The organism is Burkholderia sp. JPY481 (assembly GCF_038900515.1).
Taxonomy (GTDB): domain Bacteria; phylum Pseudomonadota; class Gammaproteobacteria; order Burkholderiales; family Burkholderiaceae; genus Paraburkholderia; species Paraburkholderia youngii.
In genome coordinates this window covers 212,080-228,154 of sequence record NZ_JAYMRT010000001.1, presented here as the reverse complement: position 1 = coordinate 228,154, position 16,075 = coordinate 212,080, and the positions used below count along the sequence as shown (strand labels likewise).

Genomic DNA, 16,075 nt, shown 5'->3' with positions numbered 1-16,075 from the left:
ATCACCGCGCCGCCTCTGTCGTTTGATGCGAGCGCTGCGGGCGTCACCCGCAGCGCTCAATTCGTGTGCTGAAGTCAGCCGCGCTCAGTCGTTGAAGCCGCGACCTTCGGCCGCCAGCTTCGCGATGCTCGGCGCGAGCTTCCACGCGTCGCCGTTCGGCCGCGCCGCGTAGCGGCGAATCGCGCGCTCGACGTTGTAGAGTCCGACAGTGTCCGCGTACAGCATCGGGCCGCCGCGATAGAGCGGGAAGCCGTAGCCGGTCAGATAGACCATGTCGATATCCGACGCCTTCGACGCGATGCCTTCCTCGAGAATCTTCGCGCCTTCGTTGACGAGCGCGAACACCAGACGCTCGACGATTTCCTCGTCGCTGATCTTGCGGCGCTCGCAGTGGGTTTCCTTCGAGTACTCGACGATCATTTCGTTGACCACGCCGGACGGATACGCGGTGCGATCGCCCGTCTTGTAGTCGTACCAGCCGCCGCCGGTCTTCTGGCCGAAGCGTCCCATCTCGCACAGACGATCGGCGATCTTCGAGTAGTGCATGTCGGGATGCTCGACGTAGCGGCGCTTGCGGATCGCCCAGCCGATGTCGTTGCCGGCGAGGTCGCTCATGCGGAACGGGCCCATCGCGAAGCCGAATTTCTCGATGGCCTTGTCGACTTGCGCGGGCAATGCGCCCTCTTCGAGCATGAAGAGCGCCTGGCGCAGGTACTGCTCGATCATCCGGTTGCCGATGAAGCCGTCGCACACGCCCGACACCACCGCGGTCTTCCTGATCTTTTTCGCGAGCTTCATCACGGTGGCGAGCACGTCTTTCGCGGTCTCTTTGCCACGCACGACTTCGAGCAGCTTCATCACGTTGGCCGGGCTGAAGAAGTGCATGCCGACCACATCCTGCGGACGCTTCGTGAACGCGGCGATTTTGTCGACGTCGAGCGTCGACGTGTTCGACGCGAGGATCGCGCCCGGCTTCGCGACTTCATCGAGCCGGCCGAACACCTGCTCCTTCACACTGAGCTCTTCGAACACGGCTTCGACGATCATGTCGGCGTGCTTCAGGTCGTCGTAGGACAGCGTCGGGCTCAGCAGCGCGAGACGCTGCTCCATCACTTCGGGCTTCAGCTTGCCCTTCTTGACGGTGGCCTCGTAGTTCTTGCGGATCGTCGCGAGACCGCGGTCGAGCGCCTCCTGCTTCGTTTCCAGCAGCGTGACCGGAATGCCGGCGTTGAGGAAGTTCATCGCGATGCCGCCGCCCATCGTGCCGGCGCCGATCACTGCCACCTGATTGATGTCGCGCACGGGCGTATCGGACGGCACGTCGGGAATCTTGCTCGCCGCGCGCTCGCCGAAGAACGCGTGACGCAGCGCGTGGCTCTCCGGCGTCTGCACGAGCGCGATGAAGCATTCGCGCTCGAATGCGAGGCCCTTGTCGAAGCCATCCTTCACACCGGCCTCGACCGCGTCGATGCATTTATGCGGCGCCGGGAAGTTCTTCGCGATGGCCGCGACGCTATTGCGCGCGAACTGGATGAAACCGGGCGCGTTCGGATGTTCGATCTTGCGGTCTCGCACCTTCGGATGCGGGCCCGTTTGGGCGCCGACCTTGCGCGCGAACGCGAGCGCGGCTTCGGCCAGTTCGGCGGGATTCGCGACGAGTTCGTCGAACAGCCCCGAATCGGCGAGCTTTTCCGACAGCACCGGCGCGCCCGACACGATCATGTTCAGCGACGCTTCGAGGCCGATCGCGCGCGGCAGACGTTGCGTGCCGCCAGCGCCCGGCAGGATGCCGAGCTTCACTTCGGGCAGCGCGATCTGCGCGCCGGCCGCGGCGACGCGGTAATGCGCGCCGAGCGCAAGCTCGAGGCCGCCGCCCATCGCGACACTGTGAATCGCCGCGACGACCGGCTTCGCGCTGCCTTCGACGGCCTTGATGACGGTCGCGAGCGTCGGCTCCTGGGTCGCCTTCGGCGTATTGAATTCGGTGATGTCGGCGCCGCCCGAGAAGGCCTTGCCCGCGCCGGTCAGCACGATGGCCTTGATGGCCGAGTCGTTCTGCGCGCGCTCGAGCCCTTCGACGATCCCCGCCCGCGTCGACAGACCGAGCCCATTGACGGGCGGATTGTTCAGCGTGAGAACGGCCACGCCGTCATGAGTTGTGTAGTCCACTGCCATCTGCGTGCCTCCGTGCGATCCATGCATTCATTGAGGCGGCGCATGATGCGCCGCCTGTCCGGTTCATCGAGCCTGACTATTGTCAGACTTTCTCAAGCGACGGTCCGGGTGTCAGCGCGCAGAATACACTGAAAAAGCACGAACGTTCAATTTATTATCGAACGGGGTTTCCCCTGGGCCTCGGTGGTCAGTGGACAGTCGCGGCTGTCTTCGAGCGCGGACGGCAGCACGTGGTCGCGGAACAGGTCGCGCAACTTGAGCTTCTGCAGCTTGCCGGTCGCCGTGTGCGGCAGTTCGTCGACGAACACGACGTCGTCGGGAATCCACCACTTCGCCACTTTGCCGTCGTAGAACGCCAGCAGTTCGTCGCGCGTGACGTCGTGCCCCGCGCGTTTGACGACGACGAGCAGCGGCCGCTCGGTCCACTTCGGATGCGCGCATGCGATGCACGCGGCTTCCGCGACCGCCGGGTGCGCGATTGCGACGTTTTCGAGTTCGATCGAACTGATCCATTCGCCGCCCGACTTGATCACGTCCTTCGAGCGGTCGGTGATGTGCAGGAAGCTGTCGGGGTCGATCGTGGCGACGTCGCCGGTCGGAAACCAGCCGTCGATGAGCGGCGAATCTTCCTTGCGGAAATACCGGTCGATGACCCACGGCCCGCGCACGTGCAGATCGCCGAACGCAACGCCGTCCCACGGCAGCTCGCGGCCATCCTCGCCGACGATCTTCATGTCCACGCCATAGATCACATGGCCCTGCTTTTCGAGCAGCTTGCGCTGCTCGGCGAGCGGCCGCTGGCTCTGCTCCCAGTTCAGCTTCGACAAGGTACCGAGCGGCGACATCTCCGTCATGCCCCATGCATGGATCACCTGCACGCCGTAGTCGTCCTCGAGCACCCGCAGCATCGCGGGCGGACAGGCGGAGCCGCCGATCACGGTGCGCTCGAGCGACGAAAACTTCGCTCCGGTTTCGCGCAGGTAGTTCAGCAGACCGAGCCACACGGTCGGCACGCCGGCCGAGCACGTGACGCGTTCGCTCTCCATCAGTTCGTACAGCGACTTGCCGTCGAGATCCTTGCCGGGGAACACGAGCTTCGCGCCGGTCAGCGGCCCCGCATGCGCGAGGCCCCACGCGTTGACGTGGAACATCGGCACGATCGGCAGCACCGAGTCGCGCGCCGACAGGCTCATCGAGTCGGGCAACGCCGCGCCGAACGCATGCAGCACCGTCGAGCGATGCGTGTACAGCGCGCCTTTCGGATTGCCAGTCGTGCCCGACGTATAGCAGAGGTACGACGCCTGCTGCTCGTCGAGCGCGGGCCAGTCGAACACTCCGTCCTGCCCGTCCATCAGCGTTTCGTAGCACAGCACCGACGTTTGCATCGGCGGCCGATGCGCTTCATCGCACAGTGCGATCCAGCCGCGCACGCGCGGGCACTGCGGCGCGAGCGTGTCGACCAGCGCCGCGAACGTCGTGTCGAACAGCACGTACGCATCGTCGGCGTGATTGATGATGTAGGCGATCTGATCGGGGAAAAGGCGCGGATTGATGGTGTGACACACGGCGCCGAAGCCGGTGGTGCCGTAATACGCTTCGAGATGCCGGTAGCCGTTCCACGCGAGCGTCGCGACCCGGTCGCCCGGTTCGACGCCGAGCGCGATGAGCGCCTGCGCGAGTTGCTTCGCGCGCTTCTCGCAATCGCGGTAGGTGTAGCGATGCAGGTCGCCTTCGATGCGCCGCGACACGATCTCGGTGCTGCCGAAATGGCGCGCGGCATGCGCGAGCAACGATGATACGGTGAGCGGCACGTCCATCATCTGGCCCAGCAGCGGCGTCGTCATAAGGCGGGGTCTCCTCGGCTCGTTAGTGTGTCGATGGGGTTGCGGTCGGGTTCGTTGAATATATGGTCGTGAAACGGATAGCGCGCCGAACAGCGCGAGGTGCACGATCGTGGCGGCGTCGTACGCAGCATGGTCCGAACGATGTAGCCGGCCGCCCAGCACCGCCGCGGGCGCGGACTTACAATATCGGCTAATCCAGAGGCGCTCAACATGTCGTTTTCCCCAAGCATTGCAGGGTTATCCGCAGCATTGACGGATCTTTCCAACACACTCGCCACTCCCCCAGCCAACGCGTTCGCGCGGCTCGGCGGCACCTTCTTCACGCGGCTGCCAGCCGCGCCGCTCGACGCACCCTACCTCGTCGGCTTCTCGGCCGACACCGCCGCGCGGCTCGGGATGCCCGAGGGCATCGAACGCGAGCCGGGCTTTCTCGAGCTGTTCTGCGGCAATGCGACGCGCGACTGGCCGGCCGACGCACTGCCTTATGCGTCGGTGTACTCGGGCCATCAATTCGGCGTGTGGGCCGGCCAGCTCGGCGACGGCCGCGCGCTCACGCTGGGCGAGCTGGAACACGACGGCGAGCGCAACGAGCTGCAGCTCAAAGGCGCGGGCCGCACGCCTTATTCGCGCATGGGCGACGGCCGCGCGGTGCTGCGCTCGTCGATCCGCGAATATCTGTGCTCCGAGGCGATGCATCATCTCGGCATTCCGACCACGCGCGCGTTGTGCGTGATCGGCTCCGACCAGCCGGTGCGGCGCGAGACGATCGAAACCGCCGCGGTGGTCACGCGCGTCGCGCCGAGCTTCGTGCGCTTCGGACACTTCGAGCACTTCTATGCGAACGATCGCGTCGACGCGTTGCGCGCGCTGGCCGATCATGTGATCGAACGCTTCTATCCGCATTGCAGGGAGGCCGACGATCCGTATCTGGCGCTGCTCGCCGAAGCGGTACGCTCTACCGCCGATCTGATGGTCGACTGGCAGGCGGTCGGTTTCTGTCACGGCGTGATGAATACCGACAACATGTCGATCCTGGGCCTGACGATCGACTACGGACCGTTCGGCTTCATGGATGGCTTCGATGCCGGCCACATCTGCAATCACTCCGATACGCAGGGGCGTTATGCCTACCGGCTGCAGCCGCAAATCGCGTACTGGAACCTCTTTTGCCTCGCGCAGGGATTGCTGCCGTTGTTCGGCGAAAAGCATGACGAAAGCGTGCGCGCCGACAAGGCGGTCGAAGAAGCGCAGCATGTGCTCGCCGGCTTCAAGGAGCGCTTCGCGCCGGCGCTCGAAAACCGCATGCGCGCGAAGCTCGGCCTCGAACAGGCGCGCGACGGCGACGACGCGCTCGTGAACCGGCTGTTCGAAGCGATGCACACGAACCGCGCCGATTTCACGCTGACGTTCCGCAATCTCGCGCGCCTGTCGAAACACGATGCGAGCGGCGATGCGCCGGTACGCGATCTGTTCCTCGATCGCGCCGCCTTCGACGCATGGGCGAACGACTACCGCGCGCGGCTCGCCGTTGAGTCACGCGACGACGCTGCGCGCGCCATTGCAATGAACCGTGTGAACCCCAAATTCGTACTTCGCAACCATCTGGCGGAAACGGCGATCCAGCGTGCGAGGGAGAAGGATTTCTCCGAGGTGGAACGGCTCGCGGCCGTGCTGCGTCGCCCGTTCGACGAGCAGCCCGAATACGCGACGTATGCGGGTCTGCCGCCCGACTGGGCGAGCTCGCTCGAAGTGAGCTGTTCGTCATGACGCACCGGCGCAGTTCAATCGCCGCGGCCATCCCGCCAGAAAACACCGGTACAAACCCGAGACAGGAACCCGACCATGAGCAACCCCGACGATCTCAAGCATGACGCCCCAGCCGTCCAGAAAAGCGACGCCGAGTGGCGCAAGGAGCTGTCCGACATCGAATACCAGGTGACCCGCCACGCGGCCACCGAGCGCCCGTTCACGGGCCGCTACAACGATCACTGGGAACGCGGCGTCTACGACTGCGTGTGCTGCGGCACGCCGCTGTTCGAATCGGACACCAAGTTCGACGCCGGCTGCGGCTGGCCGAGCTATTTCCGGCCGATCAACGGCGAGGTGATCGCCGAGAAGACCGACCGCTCGCACGGCATGCTGCGCATCGAGGTGCAGTGCAAGAACTGCGGCGCGCATCTGGGCCACGTGTTCGAGGACGGACCGGCGCCGACCGGTCTGCGCTACTGCATCAATTCGGCTGCGTTACAATTCGAGCCCAAGTAACGCGGCGCGGCAGCAGCCTTGCCCGCTTCGGGCGCCGCGGCGCAAAACCGCGCGCGGCGCCCTTTCAATGCGGTACTCCCGCTCGTCGGCGGGCGCCGCGCACCTTGCGCGCCAAGCGGGCGCGCATCAATGTTCGACTCACCGTTCGACTCACTCTCCCACTTCCCGACCAGATAATGAAATTCCTGTTCGATCTGTTCCCGATCATCCTGTTCTTCGTCGCCTTCAAGATCTGGGGCATTTTCACGGCGACGGCAGTGGCGATCGTCGCCACGCTGGTGCAGATCGCGTGGGTGGCGTTCCGCCACCGCAAGGTCGACCCGATGCTGTGGGTGAGCCTCGGCGTCGTCGTGGTATTCGGTGGTGCGACGCTCGTGCTGCACAACGACACCTTCATCAAATGGAAGCCGACCGTGCTGTACTGGGCGTTTTCCGTCGCTTTGATCGTGTCGCAGCTCGGCTTCAACAAGAATCTGATCGAAGCGATGATGGGCAAGCAGATCACGCTGCCGCACGCGATCTGGGGCAAGCTGAACCTGATCTGGGCGGTCTTTTTCGTGCTGCTCGGTCTTCTGAACCTGTTCGTCGCGTATCACTACACGACAGATCAGTGGGTCAATTTCAAGCTGTTCGGCGCGACCGGCTGCCTGCTCGTGTTCATCGTCGGACAGAGCCTGTGGCTGTCGAAGTACATGAAGGAGGAATGACATGAGCGACCTGTTCATGCACGCGACCACCGCCGAGCGCGCCGCGCTGATCGAGGCGCGCCTCGCGGCCGCGCTCGCACCCGTCGAGTCGATCAGCATCACCGACGACAGCGCGCAGCACGCGGGCCATGCAGGTGCCGCGGCTGGCGGTCATTTCAGCGTCACGATCGTGGCCGTCGCATTTGCCGGCAAGCCCCGCGTGGCAAGGCATCGCATGGTGTATGATGCGCTGGCCGATGCCATGCAGCGCGGCATTCATGCCCTTGCCATCACGGCGTACACGCCCGAAGAATTTGCTTTGTTGCCCCGCTAGGAACCTTTCGATGACCTTGAAGAAAACCCGCCTCTGGGTATTGCTGGCTGCGTTCGCGGCCGCACCTGCATTCGCACAGAACATCGCCGTCGTGAACGGTACGCCGATTCCGAAGTCGCGCGCCGATGCGTTGATCCAGCAACTGGTTCACCAGGGCCAGCAGGACACGCCGCAGCTGCAGCAGGCCGTGCGCGAAGAGCTCGTGAATCGCGAAATTCTGATGCAGGAAGCCCTGCGTCGCGGGCTGCCGAACCGTCCGGACATCAAGGCGCAAATCGCGGTCGCACAGCAAACCGTCGTGCTGCGCGCGCTGATCGAAGATTTCGTGAAGAACAACCAGCCGACCGACGCCGAAGTCACCGCGCGCTACAACGCGCTCGTCAAGGAAGCGGGCGGCAAGGAATATCACCTGCACCATATCCTCGTCGACAACGAGCAGCAGGCGAAGGACCTGATCGCCAAGATCAAGGCCGGCGCAAGCTTCGAAGATCTCGCCAAGCAATACTCGAAGGACCCGGGATCGGGCAAGAACGGCGGCGACCTCGACTGGTCGGACCCGAAGGCCTACGTGCCTGAATTCGCGGACGCGGCCACCCATCTGCAGAAAGGCCAGATGACCGACACGCCGGTGCATACGCAATTCGGCTGGCACATCATCCGTGTGGATGACATCCGCGCCGTCACGCCGCCGCCGCTCGAGCAGGTGCGTGCGCAGATCGTGCAGCAGATCCAGCAGGAAAAGCTGCAGGCATTCGAAGAGAATCTGCGCAAGAGCGCGAAGATTCAGTGAGTGTCAGCGGGCGGATCGTCTTTGGACAGTCCGCCGTCTCCTGGCTCTGAAGAAGCTGGAACGCAAAAAAGCCGCCCGTGGGCGGCTTTTTTGTTGCTGTGAGACTTGCGGGGCGTCAACGTGCTGCCGCCGCAAACAGAGGCCGCCGCACGCAGGCGGCAGCCCCCTCGACTCATCAACCGAGCCAGCGACGTGCGTTCTGGAACACACGCAGCCACGGGCTCGCGTCCGTGCCGATCTCGCCCCAGCCCTGCGGATGCCAGCTCATCTGCACAGCGCGATGCACGCGCTCCGTGTGCGGCATCAGCACCGTGAAGCGGCCGTCTGCAGTCGTGACCGACGTGATGCCCTCGGGCGAACCGTTCGGGTTGAACGGATACTGCTCGGTGGCCTGACCACGGTGATCGACGTAGCGCATCGAAACCGCGACCTTCGACTTGTCGCCCTGCTGCGAGAAGTCCGCAAAACCTTCGCCGTGCGCGACGGCGACCGGAATGCGCGAGCCTTCCATGCCCGCAAAAAACAGCGATGGCGATGCCTGCACTTCGACGAGCGAGAAGCGCGCCTCGAATTTCTCCGACTTGTTGCGCGTGAACTTCGGCCATGCTTCGGCGCCGGGGATCATCGACGCGAGGCTGCTCATCATCTGGCAGCCGTTGCAGATGCCGAGCGCGAACGTGTCTTCACGGCCGAAGAACGCGGCGAACATGTCGGCCAGTTGCGCGTTGAAGCGGATCGTCTTCGCCCAGCCTTCGCCGGCACCCAGCGTGTCGCCGTACGAGAACCCGCCGCAGGCGACCGCGCCCGCGAAATCGGCGAGGTTCGCGCGGCCCGCGAGCAGGTCGCTCATGTGCACGTCGTGAGCATCGAAGCCGGCGCGATCGAAGGCATAGGCCGTCTCCAGATGCGAGTTCACGCCCTGCTCGCGCAGGATCGCGACGCGCGGACGCGCGCCCTTGCCGACGAACGGCGCGGCCACGTCTTCCGCCGGATCGAAGCTCAGCACCGGCGTGATGCCCGGGTCGGCCGCATCGAGCAGCGAATCGTATTCAGCGTCGGCGCAAGCGGGGTTGTCGCGCAGACGGGCGATGCGCCAGCTCACTTCGCTCCACGTGCGATGCAGTTCGGTGCGCGGCGCTTCGTAGACCTTCTTCGCGTCGCGATAGATCTCGATCACGTCGCGCTCGTTGGTCTTGCCGATCACGTGCGAGCACGCCGACAGACCATGTTCGCGCAATGCGGCGAGCACCGCGTCGCGATCGGCCGTGCGCACCTGCACGACGGCGCCGAGCTCTTCGTTGAAGAGCGCGCGCAGCGTGCGGTCTTCGCGGCGGCCGCTGGTCTGCTTTGCCCAGTCCTTCGCGTCGCCGTAATCGGATTCGTGATTCGCGTCGAGCACCAGCATGTCGACGTTCAGCGACACACCCGCGTGACCCGCGAACGCCATTTCGCAGACCGTCGCCCACAGGCCGCCGTCCGAGCGGTCGTGGTACGCGAGCAGCTTGCCGTCGCTATTGAGCGCCTGGATCGCGTTGAAGAAGCGCTTCAGATCTTCCGGATCGTCGACGTCCGGCACCGTATCGCCGACCTGCTGCGTGACCTGCGCGAGGATGCTGCCGCCCAGGCGCTGCTTGCCGCGGCCGAGGTCGATCGCGATCAGCACCGTCTCGCCGACTTCGCTCACGCGCTGCAATTGCGGCGTCAGATGCTTGCGGACGTCTTCGACCGGAGCGAAAGCCGAGATGATCAGCGACACGGGCGCGACCACTTCCTTCGCTACGCCGCTGTCTTCCCAGCGCGTGCGCATCGACAGCGAATCCTTGCCGACCGGAATGCCGATACCGAGCGCCGGGCACAGTTCCATACCGATCGCCCTGACCGTGTCGTAGAGCGCCGCGTCTTCGCCCGGTGCGCCGCACGCGGCCATCCAGTTGGCCGACAGCTTCAGCTTGTCGAGCGACGCGATCGGCGCCGCCGCGATGTTGGTGATCGCCTCACCGACCGCCATGCGGCCCGAGGCCGGCGCGTTGATGACGGCGAGCGGCGTGCGCTCGGCCATCGTCATCGCTTCGCCGCTGAAGCCCGCGTAGTCCATCGTCGTGATCGCGACGTCGGCCACCGGCACCTGCCACGGGCCGACCATCTGGTCGCGTGCGGTCGTGCCGCCGACCGAACGGTCGCCGATCGTGATCAGGAACGACTTGCTCGCAACCGTCGGGTGACGCAGCACGCTCTGCGCGACCTCTTGCAGCGCGAGGCCGGTCACGTCGACCGGTTCGAGCTTGCGCTCGACGCGCTTCACGTCGCGGTGCATACGCGGCGGCTTGCCGAGCAGCACTTCCATCGGCATGTCGACCGGCTGGTGCGCGGCTTCGTTCTGCTCGGCATCGATCAGTTTCAGCTGACGCTCGGCGGTGGCCGTGCCGATCACCGCGAAGGGGCAGCGCTCGCGCTTGCACATCGCCTCGAACACCGGCAGATCGGCAGGCGAAATGGCCAGCACATAGCGCTCCTGCGCTTCGTTCGACCAGATTTCGCGCGGCGACAGGCCGCTTTCTTCGAGCTGGATCTTGCGCAGTTCGAACCGTGCGCCCTTGCCCGCACCGTCGACCACTTCGGGGAATGCGTTCGACAGACCGCCCGCGCCGACATCGTGAATGCTGAGGATCGGGTTCTTCTCGCCGAGCTGCCAGCACGCGTTGATCACTTCCTGCGCGCGCCGCTCGATTTCCGGGTTGCCGCGCTGCACCGAGTCGAAGTCGAGTTCAGCGGTGTTGGTGCCAGTCGCCATCGAGCTCGCGGCGCCGCCGCCCATGCCGATGCGCATGCCCGGACCGCCGATCTGGATCAGCAGCGAGCCTTCCGGCAGATCGTGCTTGTGCGTGTGCTGGTCGGAGATATTGCCGATGCCGCCCGCGATCATGATCGGCTTGTGATAGCCGCGCACCAGACCCGCGACGTTCTGCTCGTAGGTGCGGAAGTAGCCGCCGAGGTTCGGCCGGCCGAATTCGTTGTTGAACGCGGCGCCGCCGAGCGGGCCGTCGATCATGATCTGCAGCGGCGACGCGATACGGTCCGGGCGGCCGTACGCTTCGTGCTGGTCGGCGGGATTGCGCTGCGCGAGCGGCTGCGCCGAGTCGCGCGCGTTTTCCCACGCCTCGACGCCGTCCGGCAATTCGAGGTTCGATACCGTGAAGCCCGTGAGGCCCGCCTTCGGACGCGCGCCGCGGCCGGTCGCGCCTTCGTCGCGGATTTCGCCGCCCGCGCCGGTCGCGGCGCCCGGGAACGGCGAGATCGCGGTTGGGTGGTTGTGCGTTTCGACCTTCATCAGCGTGTGCGTGAGCTCGACGCTGCGGCCATAGTGCTCGGGCAATTCGCTCGCGCCGAGCGTGGCCGGCGTGCGCGGGAACCAGCGCTCGGCCATGCCGCCGACCATGATCGCCGAGTTATCCGAATACGCGACGATGGTGCCCTGCGGGTTGAGTTTCTCGGTGTTGCGGATCATGTTGAACAGCGACATGTCCTGCTTCTCGCCGTCGATCGTCCAGTCCGCGTTGAAGATCTTGTGGCGGCAGTGCTCGCTGTTGGCCTGCGCGAACATCATCAGTTCGACGTCGGTCGGATTGCGCTCGAGTTTCGTGAATGCGTCGACCAGGTAGTCGATTTCGTCGTCGGCGAGTGCGAGGCCCAGTTCCACATTGGCGGTTTCTAGCGCGGCGCGGCCGCTCGCGAGCACGTCGACCGTTTGCAGCGGCCTGGCCGGCAGCTCGTCGAACAGATGCAGCGCATGGTCGCGCGACGGCGCGACGCTCTCCGTCATGCGGTCGTGCAGCGCGGCGGCGACGGCCGCGCGCGCTTCGTCGGACAGCGTCTTCTTGCCGCCGAGCAGGCCGCTTTTCAGCGTCACCGAATATTCGACGCCGCGCTCGATGCGGCGCACGTGCGTGAGACCGCAATGATGCGCGATGTCGGTTGCCTTGCTGGCCCACGGCGACACGGTGCCGAAGCGCGGCACCACGAGGAAGGTTTCGACCGCGCCACGCTCCTTGCCTGCTTCGAACGGATCGCCGTAGTGCATCAGCGCCTCGATCTTTGCGCTGTCTTCAGCGGACAGTTCGGTCTGGGCATTGACGAAGTGCAGATACTGCCCGCGCACGCCGGTGATATTCGGGTCGATGCGCGTGAGCGTTTCGAGCAGGCGGGTTTGACGGAAATCGGAAAGGGCCGAAGCGCCGGGGAAACACGAGAAGTGGGCCATGGGACTTGACGTTGCGTCGCTCATTGATGCCGGGGAGCCGCGCATGCAGGCGACGTGAGGCGGAAAGGAAGTCCGAGATTATACCCCGGGAACGGGCTTCCAGCGGGCTCCGGGGTGTCGCGCCGGCGGCCTGCGTCTGCGCGCGCGAGGCGTCGCTGGAGTGCCCGTCGCGTCGCCGCGCGGGTGCTTTGACTGCTATCATTCGCGTTTCACCAGATCGGCGCACGCGGCACGGGCTTCACCCTGCGGCGCGCCGCATGTCACAGCCAGCGGGAACGCGCGAGCCGCCCGTCGGCACATCGAATCAGAACATGGATGTCATCGTCATTGGCGGCGGGGTAGCGGGCGTCGCCACCGCTTATCAGCTGCGCGCGGCCGGCCATCGGGTATGCGTCGTCGAGCGTCACGCGACTGTCGCGCAAGGCGCCACCTACGGACAAGGCGGCAGCGTGCTGCCGACGCCGCTCGACGTCTGGTTCGGCCCGACCTTCATGGCGAGCCGCTACAACGCGAAAAATGGCGTGATCAGCAAGACCGGCTTCAACGGCGCCGCGCGGCAGTTCATCAAGCAGCTCGGAGCATGGCAGGAACCCGCGGCGTTCGCGCGCCAGTACGCGCTGTTGCGGCCGCTGATCGAATCGTCGCGCGAGGCGATGGCCGACGTGGAAGCCCGCTTCGGCCTCGAATTCGAACAGGCGAGCGGTCTCTTGTACCTCGTGCGCAGCGCGCACGAATGGGAATTGAGCGCCGCTGCGCTCGATCTGTTGGGCCAGTTCGAAGTGCCGCATCACGTGATGAGCCCGGCCGAATGCGCGGCGTTCGAGCATGCGGTGCCCACAGATCCTGAATTCGCCGGCGGCGTGCTGTTCGAGCATGAGCGCACCGCGAACTGTCCGCTTTTCACCAAGCTCGTCAAACAGGTGCTCGACGCCCAGGGCGGCGTGCAGTTCATGCCGAACTGCGAGGTGACCGGCATCCGGCTCGAAAATCAGCGTGCGGCGGTCGAACTCGCGCCGCGCGACGGCGCGCCCCGCTCGCGCGAAATCGACGTGGTCCAGGCCGACGCGATCGTGGTCGCGGCCGGTTATGGCAGCCTGGCGCTGCTCGAACGCGCGGGACTCAAGCTGCCGCTGCACCCGCTGCGGCTGCATTCGCTGGTCGCGCCGATCGCGCACGAGGAATGCGCGCCGCATGTCGCGATCGTCGATGCGGTCAAGCGCATCGGCATCAGCCGCATGAACCATCGGCTGCGGATCGCGGGCGGTGCGGTGCTGCAAAGCGCGAGCCAGATCGACAAGCCGCTCGGCGAAGCGCCGACCAAGGAGGCGCTCGCGATGCTCGGTCAGGCGACGCACGACTGGATTCCGGGCGCCGCGCGCATTTCGGCGGCGCTGCCGTGGGAAGGCGTGAAACTGCTGTCGCCGGACGGCTTGCCGGTGATCGGCAACGCGCTGCATCCGCGCCTGTTCGTCAACGTCGGGCATGGCCCGGCCGGCTGGGGCCTCGCCTGCGGCGCGGGCAAGCTCGTTGCAGAGCTGATGTCGGGGCAGACACTGACGTTGCCGCCAGACACGCTCGCGGCGTTGCGGCCGGAGCGGTTCCAGTAAGGTTTCGCGCTCTTCCGCGCGGGGATGGCGGGCTGACAGCCCGCTGTCGACACGGCGCGCTCATCGCGCCACTCCCACCGCCAACACCGAAACAGCCGCACGCCGCGCGCCTATCGGCACTACCATAGCGATTCCCAAGTCTGCCCGCCGTGCCGCGGGCGCACCGCCAGGTTTCGCCATGACAGACGCCGAAAACTCGCTGCTCACCCTTTTCGATCCGCTCACCGCCCCACTCAGCGACCCGCAGCCGCTTGCGCTGCCGCTGCTGACGCTGACCGACCTGCGCATCGCCGAATCCCAGGCCGCCGCGTCCCTGCCCGGGCACACGCTGATGGCGCGCGCCGGTCACGCGGCCGCGCGCTGGCTGCTCGAACGGATCGCCGCGGATACCTCGGTGACGAAAGCGCAGCAGCGCGCGTGGCTGGTCGCCGGCCCCGGCAACAATGGCGGCGACGCGCTGGTCGTCGCAACGGAGCTGCACAAGGCCGGCATCGCCGTCGAAGTCTGCATGCCGGTCGAAGTGAAGCCGGCCGACGCGCGCTGGGCGCTCGACGCCGCACGCGCCGCCGGCGTGCCGATCGACACTGCGCCGCCCGCCTCGCTCGACGGCTATGGCTGGCTCGTCGACGGCATGTTCGGCATCGGTCTCGCGCGGCCGCTCGACGGCGTATTCGCGACGCTCGCGCGGCAATTGTCGCAACGCACGAAGACGCGCCCGACCCAAGGCGCCGTACTCGCGCTCGATGTGCCCAGCGGGCTCGACAGCGACACCGGCGCGGTGATCGGCGGCAATGGCGCGGCGGTGGTCCATGCGACCCACACGATCACGTTCATCGGCGCGAAACCGGGGCTTTTCACCGCGCAGGGCCGCGACCTGACCGGGCGGGTGACCGTCGCACCGATCGGGCTCACCGCAGGAATCAACGGCGGCGGCGGTGGCCAGGACGCTGCCCCAGGCGCCCCGCGCGCCGCGATCCAGCTCAGCGCCCCCGACCTCTTCGGCCCGTTCATGCCCCCGCGCACCTTCGCGACCAACAAGGGCACCTTCGGCAGCCTCGCGGTGGTCGGCGGCGACACGGGCATGTGCGGCGCGCCGATCCTCGCGGCGCGCGCGGCGCTCTACAGCGGCGCGGGCAAGGTTCATGTCGCGCTGCTCGGCGAAGGCGCCCCGCCCTACGATCCGCCGCACCCGGAACTGATGCTGCATCCGATCGACACGCTGCCGCTCGATTCGATGGATGCGCTCGCGATCGGCTGCGGCATGGGGCATGGCGAACGCGCGACGCGCGTACTGCACGACGTGCTGCCGCTCGACGTGCCCAAGCTGTTCGATGCCGACGCGCTGAACCTGATCGCCAATGATCCCGCGCTCGCCGCCGAAGTCACCGCGCGCGGCGTGCAGGGCGATCCGTGCATCCTGACGCCGCATCCGCTCGAAGCCGCGCGCCTGCTCGGCAGCGATGCGGCGAGCGTGCAGCGCGACCGTCTGGCGGCCGCCCGTGCGCTCGCGGCGCGTTTTGCGAGCGTCGTCGTGCTGAAAGGCGTCGGCACGATCATTGCCGCGCCCGACGGCCGCCTCGCGCTGAATCCAACCGGCAACGCCGCGCTCGCGACGGGCGGCACCGGCGACGTGCTCGGCGGCATCATCGGCGCGCTGCTCGCGCAGCACCTGCCACGCTTCGAGGCGGCGCTCGCGGGCGTCTATCTGCACGGCCTCGCCGCCGATACGCTGACCGCGCAGGGCCAAGGTCCCGCGGGTTTGACGGCCGGCGAGCTGGCGCCGATGGTGCGCACCCTACTGAACCGGCTGTTCTATTCGGCGACGCCTGCCTGACGGACGGGTCGTGCGCGGCTCGGTCGCCTCGCTCTTTCACACCGGTGAAACATCGCGATCCCAATCATTGCGACCGCGCGCAACGCACTGCTGCCCGCCACGCATCCCCGCTATACTGATTGCCTGCGCCGCGCGTCGGATCGATGTCGCGGGTCGCGGCGATACTCCAGCGGGCGCGTGCGCCGCCTCGCGTTTTCGCGAAGTTCACCGGCTTCGCGAAGTATCGTCGGCACCCGCTCGCGAACCGGTCCGCGTGGCATCGCTCTGACTGAATCGCCGCAT

General features: G+C 66.4%; 10 protein-coding genes. 7 read left to right on the top strand and 3 right to left on the bottom strand.

Annotated elements, in window-relative coordinates:
• Window positions 1-84: 84 nt before the first annotated feature.
• Window positions 85-2,175 carry a 3-hydroxyacyl-CoA dehydrogenase NAD-binding domain-containing protein gene (locus VSR82_RS01090; RefSeq protein WP_429459328.1) on the bottom strand — a complete coding sequence of 697 codons (2,091 nt, stop codon included), beginning with the start codon at window positions 2,173-2,175 and terminating at the stop codon, window positions 85-87.
• 146 nt (window positions 2,176-2,321) lie between these two features.
• Window positions 2,322-4,019, bottom strand: a complete 1,698-nt coding sequence (locus VSR82_RS01085) for a 3-(methylthio)propionyl-CoA ligase (RefSeq protein ID WP_429459330.1) — start codon at window positions 4,017-4,019, stop codon at window positions 2,322-2,324.
• A 210-nt stretch (window positions 4,020-4,229) separates the two neighbouring features.
• Between VSR82_RS01085 and VSR82_RS01080 the strand changes: the two genes are divergently transcribed.
• The 5 genes from VSR82_RS01080 to VSR82_RS01060 all read left to right on the top strand — a co-directional run bounded on the left by VSR82_RS01080 (window position 4,230) and on the right by VSR82_RS01060 (window position 8,094).
• Window positions 4,230-5,786 (top strand): protein adenylyltransferase SelO, encoded by a 1,557-nt coding sequence (locus VSR82_RS01080; RefSeq protein WP_410849134.1) that lies wholly within the window; start codon window positions 4,230-4,232, stop codon window positions 5,784-5,786.
• Between the two features lie 75 nt (window positions 5,787-5,861).
• Window positions 5,862-6,284: a peptide-methionine (R)-S-oxide reductase MsrB gene (gene msrB, locus VSR82_RS01075; protein WP_013089415.1), complete on the top strand. Its 423-nt coding sequence runs from the start codon at window positions 5,862-5,864 to the stop codon at window positions 6,282-6,284.
• 176 nt (window positions 6,285-6,460) lie between these two features.
• On the top strand, window positions 6,461-6,991 hold the full coding sequence (locus VSR82_RS01070) for a septation protein A (protein WP_085481354.1): 531 nt from the start codon (window positions 6,461-6,463) through the stop codon (window positions 6,989-6,991).
• A 1-nt stretch (window position 6,992) separates the two neighbouring features.
• Window positions 6,993-7,304, top strand: coding sequence for a BolA family protein (locus VSR82_RS01065; RefSeq protein ID WP_368585927.1), 312 nt, complete (start codon window positions 6,993-6,995; stop codon window positions 7,302-7,304).
• Between the two features lie 10 nt (window positions 7,305-7,314).
• Window positions 7,315-8,094 (top strand): peptidylprolyl isomerase, encoded by a 780-nt coding sequence (locus VSR82_RS01060; protein WP_368585928.1) that lies wholly within the window; start codon window positions 7,315-7,317, stop codon window positions 8,092-8,094.
• A gap of 175 nt (window positions 8,095-8,269) precedes the next feature.
• On the opposite strand, the gene purL is transcribed toward VSR82_RS01060, so the two are convergent.
• Window positions 8,270-12,352, bottom strand: coding sequence for a phosphoribosylformylglycinamidine synthase (purL, locus tag VSR82_RS01055; RefSeq protein WP_429459335.1), 4,083 nt, complete (start codon window positions 12,350-12,352; stop codon window positions 8,270-8,272).
• A gap of 311 nt (window positions 12,353-12,663) precedes the next feature.
• Here purL and VSR82_RS01050 point away from each other — a divergent pair, with 311 nt between their 5' ends.
• A complete protein-coding gene (locus VSR82_RS01050; protein WP_429461875.1) occupies window positions 12,664-13,959 on the top strand; it encodes an FAD-dependent oxidoreductase in 1,296 nt (431 codons plus the stop codon).
• A 178-nt stretch (window positions 13,960-14,137) separates the two neighbouring features.
• Window positions 14,138-15,793: an NAD(P)H-hydrate dehydratase gene (locus tag VSR82_RS01045; protein WP_429459337.1), complete on the top strand. Its 1,656-nt coding sequence runs from the start codon at window positions 14,138-14,140 to the stop codon at window positions 15,791-15,793.
• Window positions 15,794-16,075: the final 282 nt, after the last annotated feature.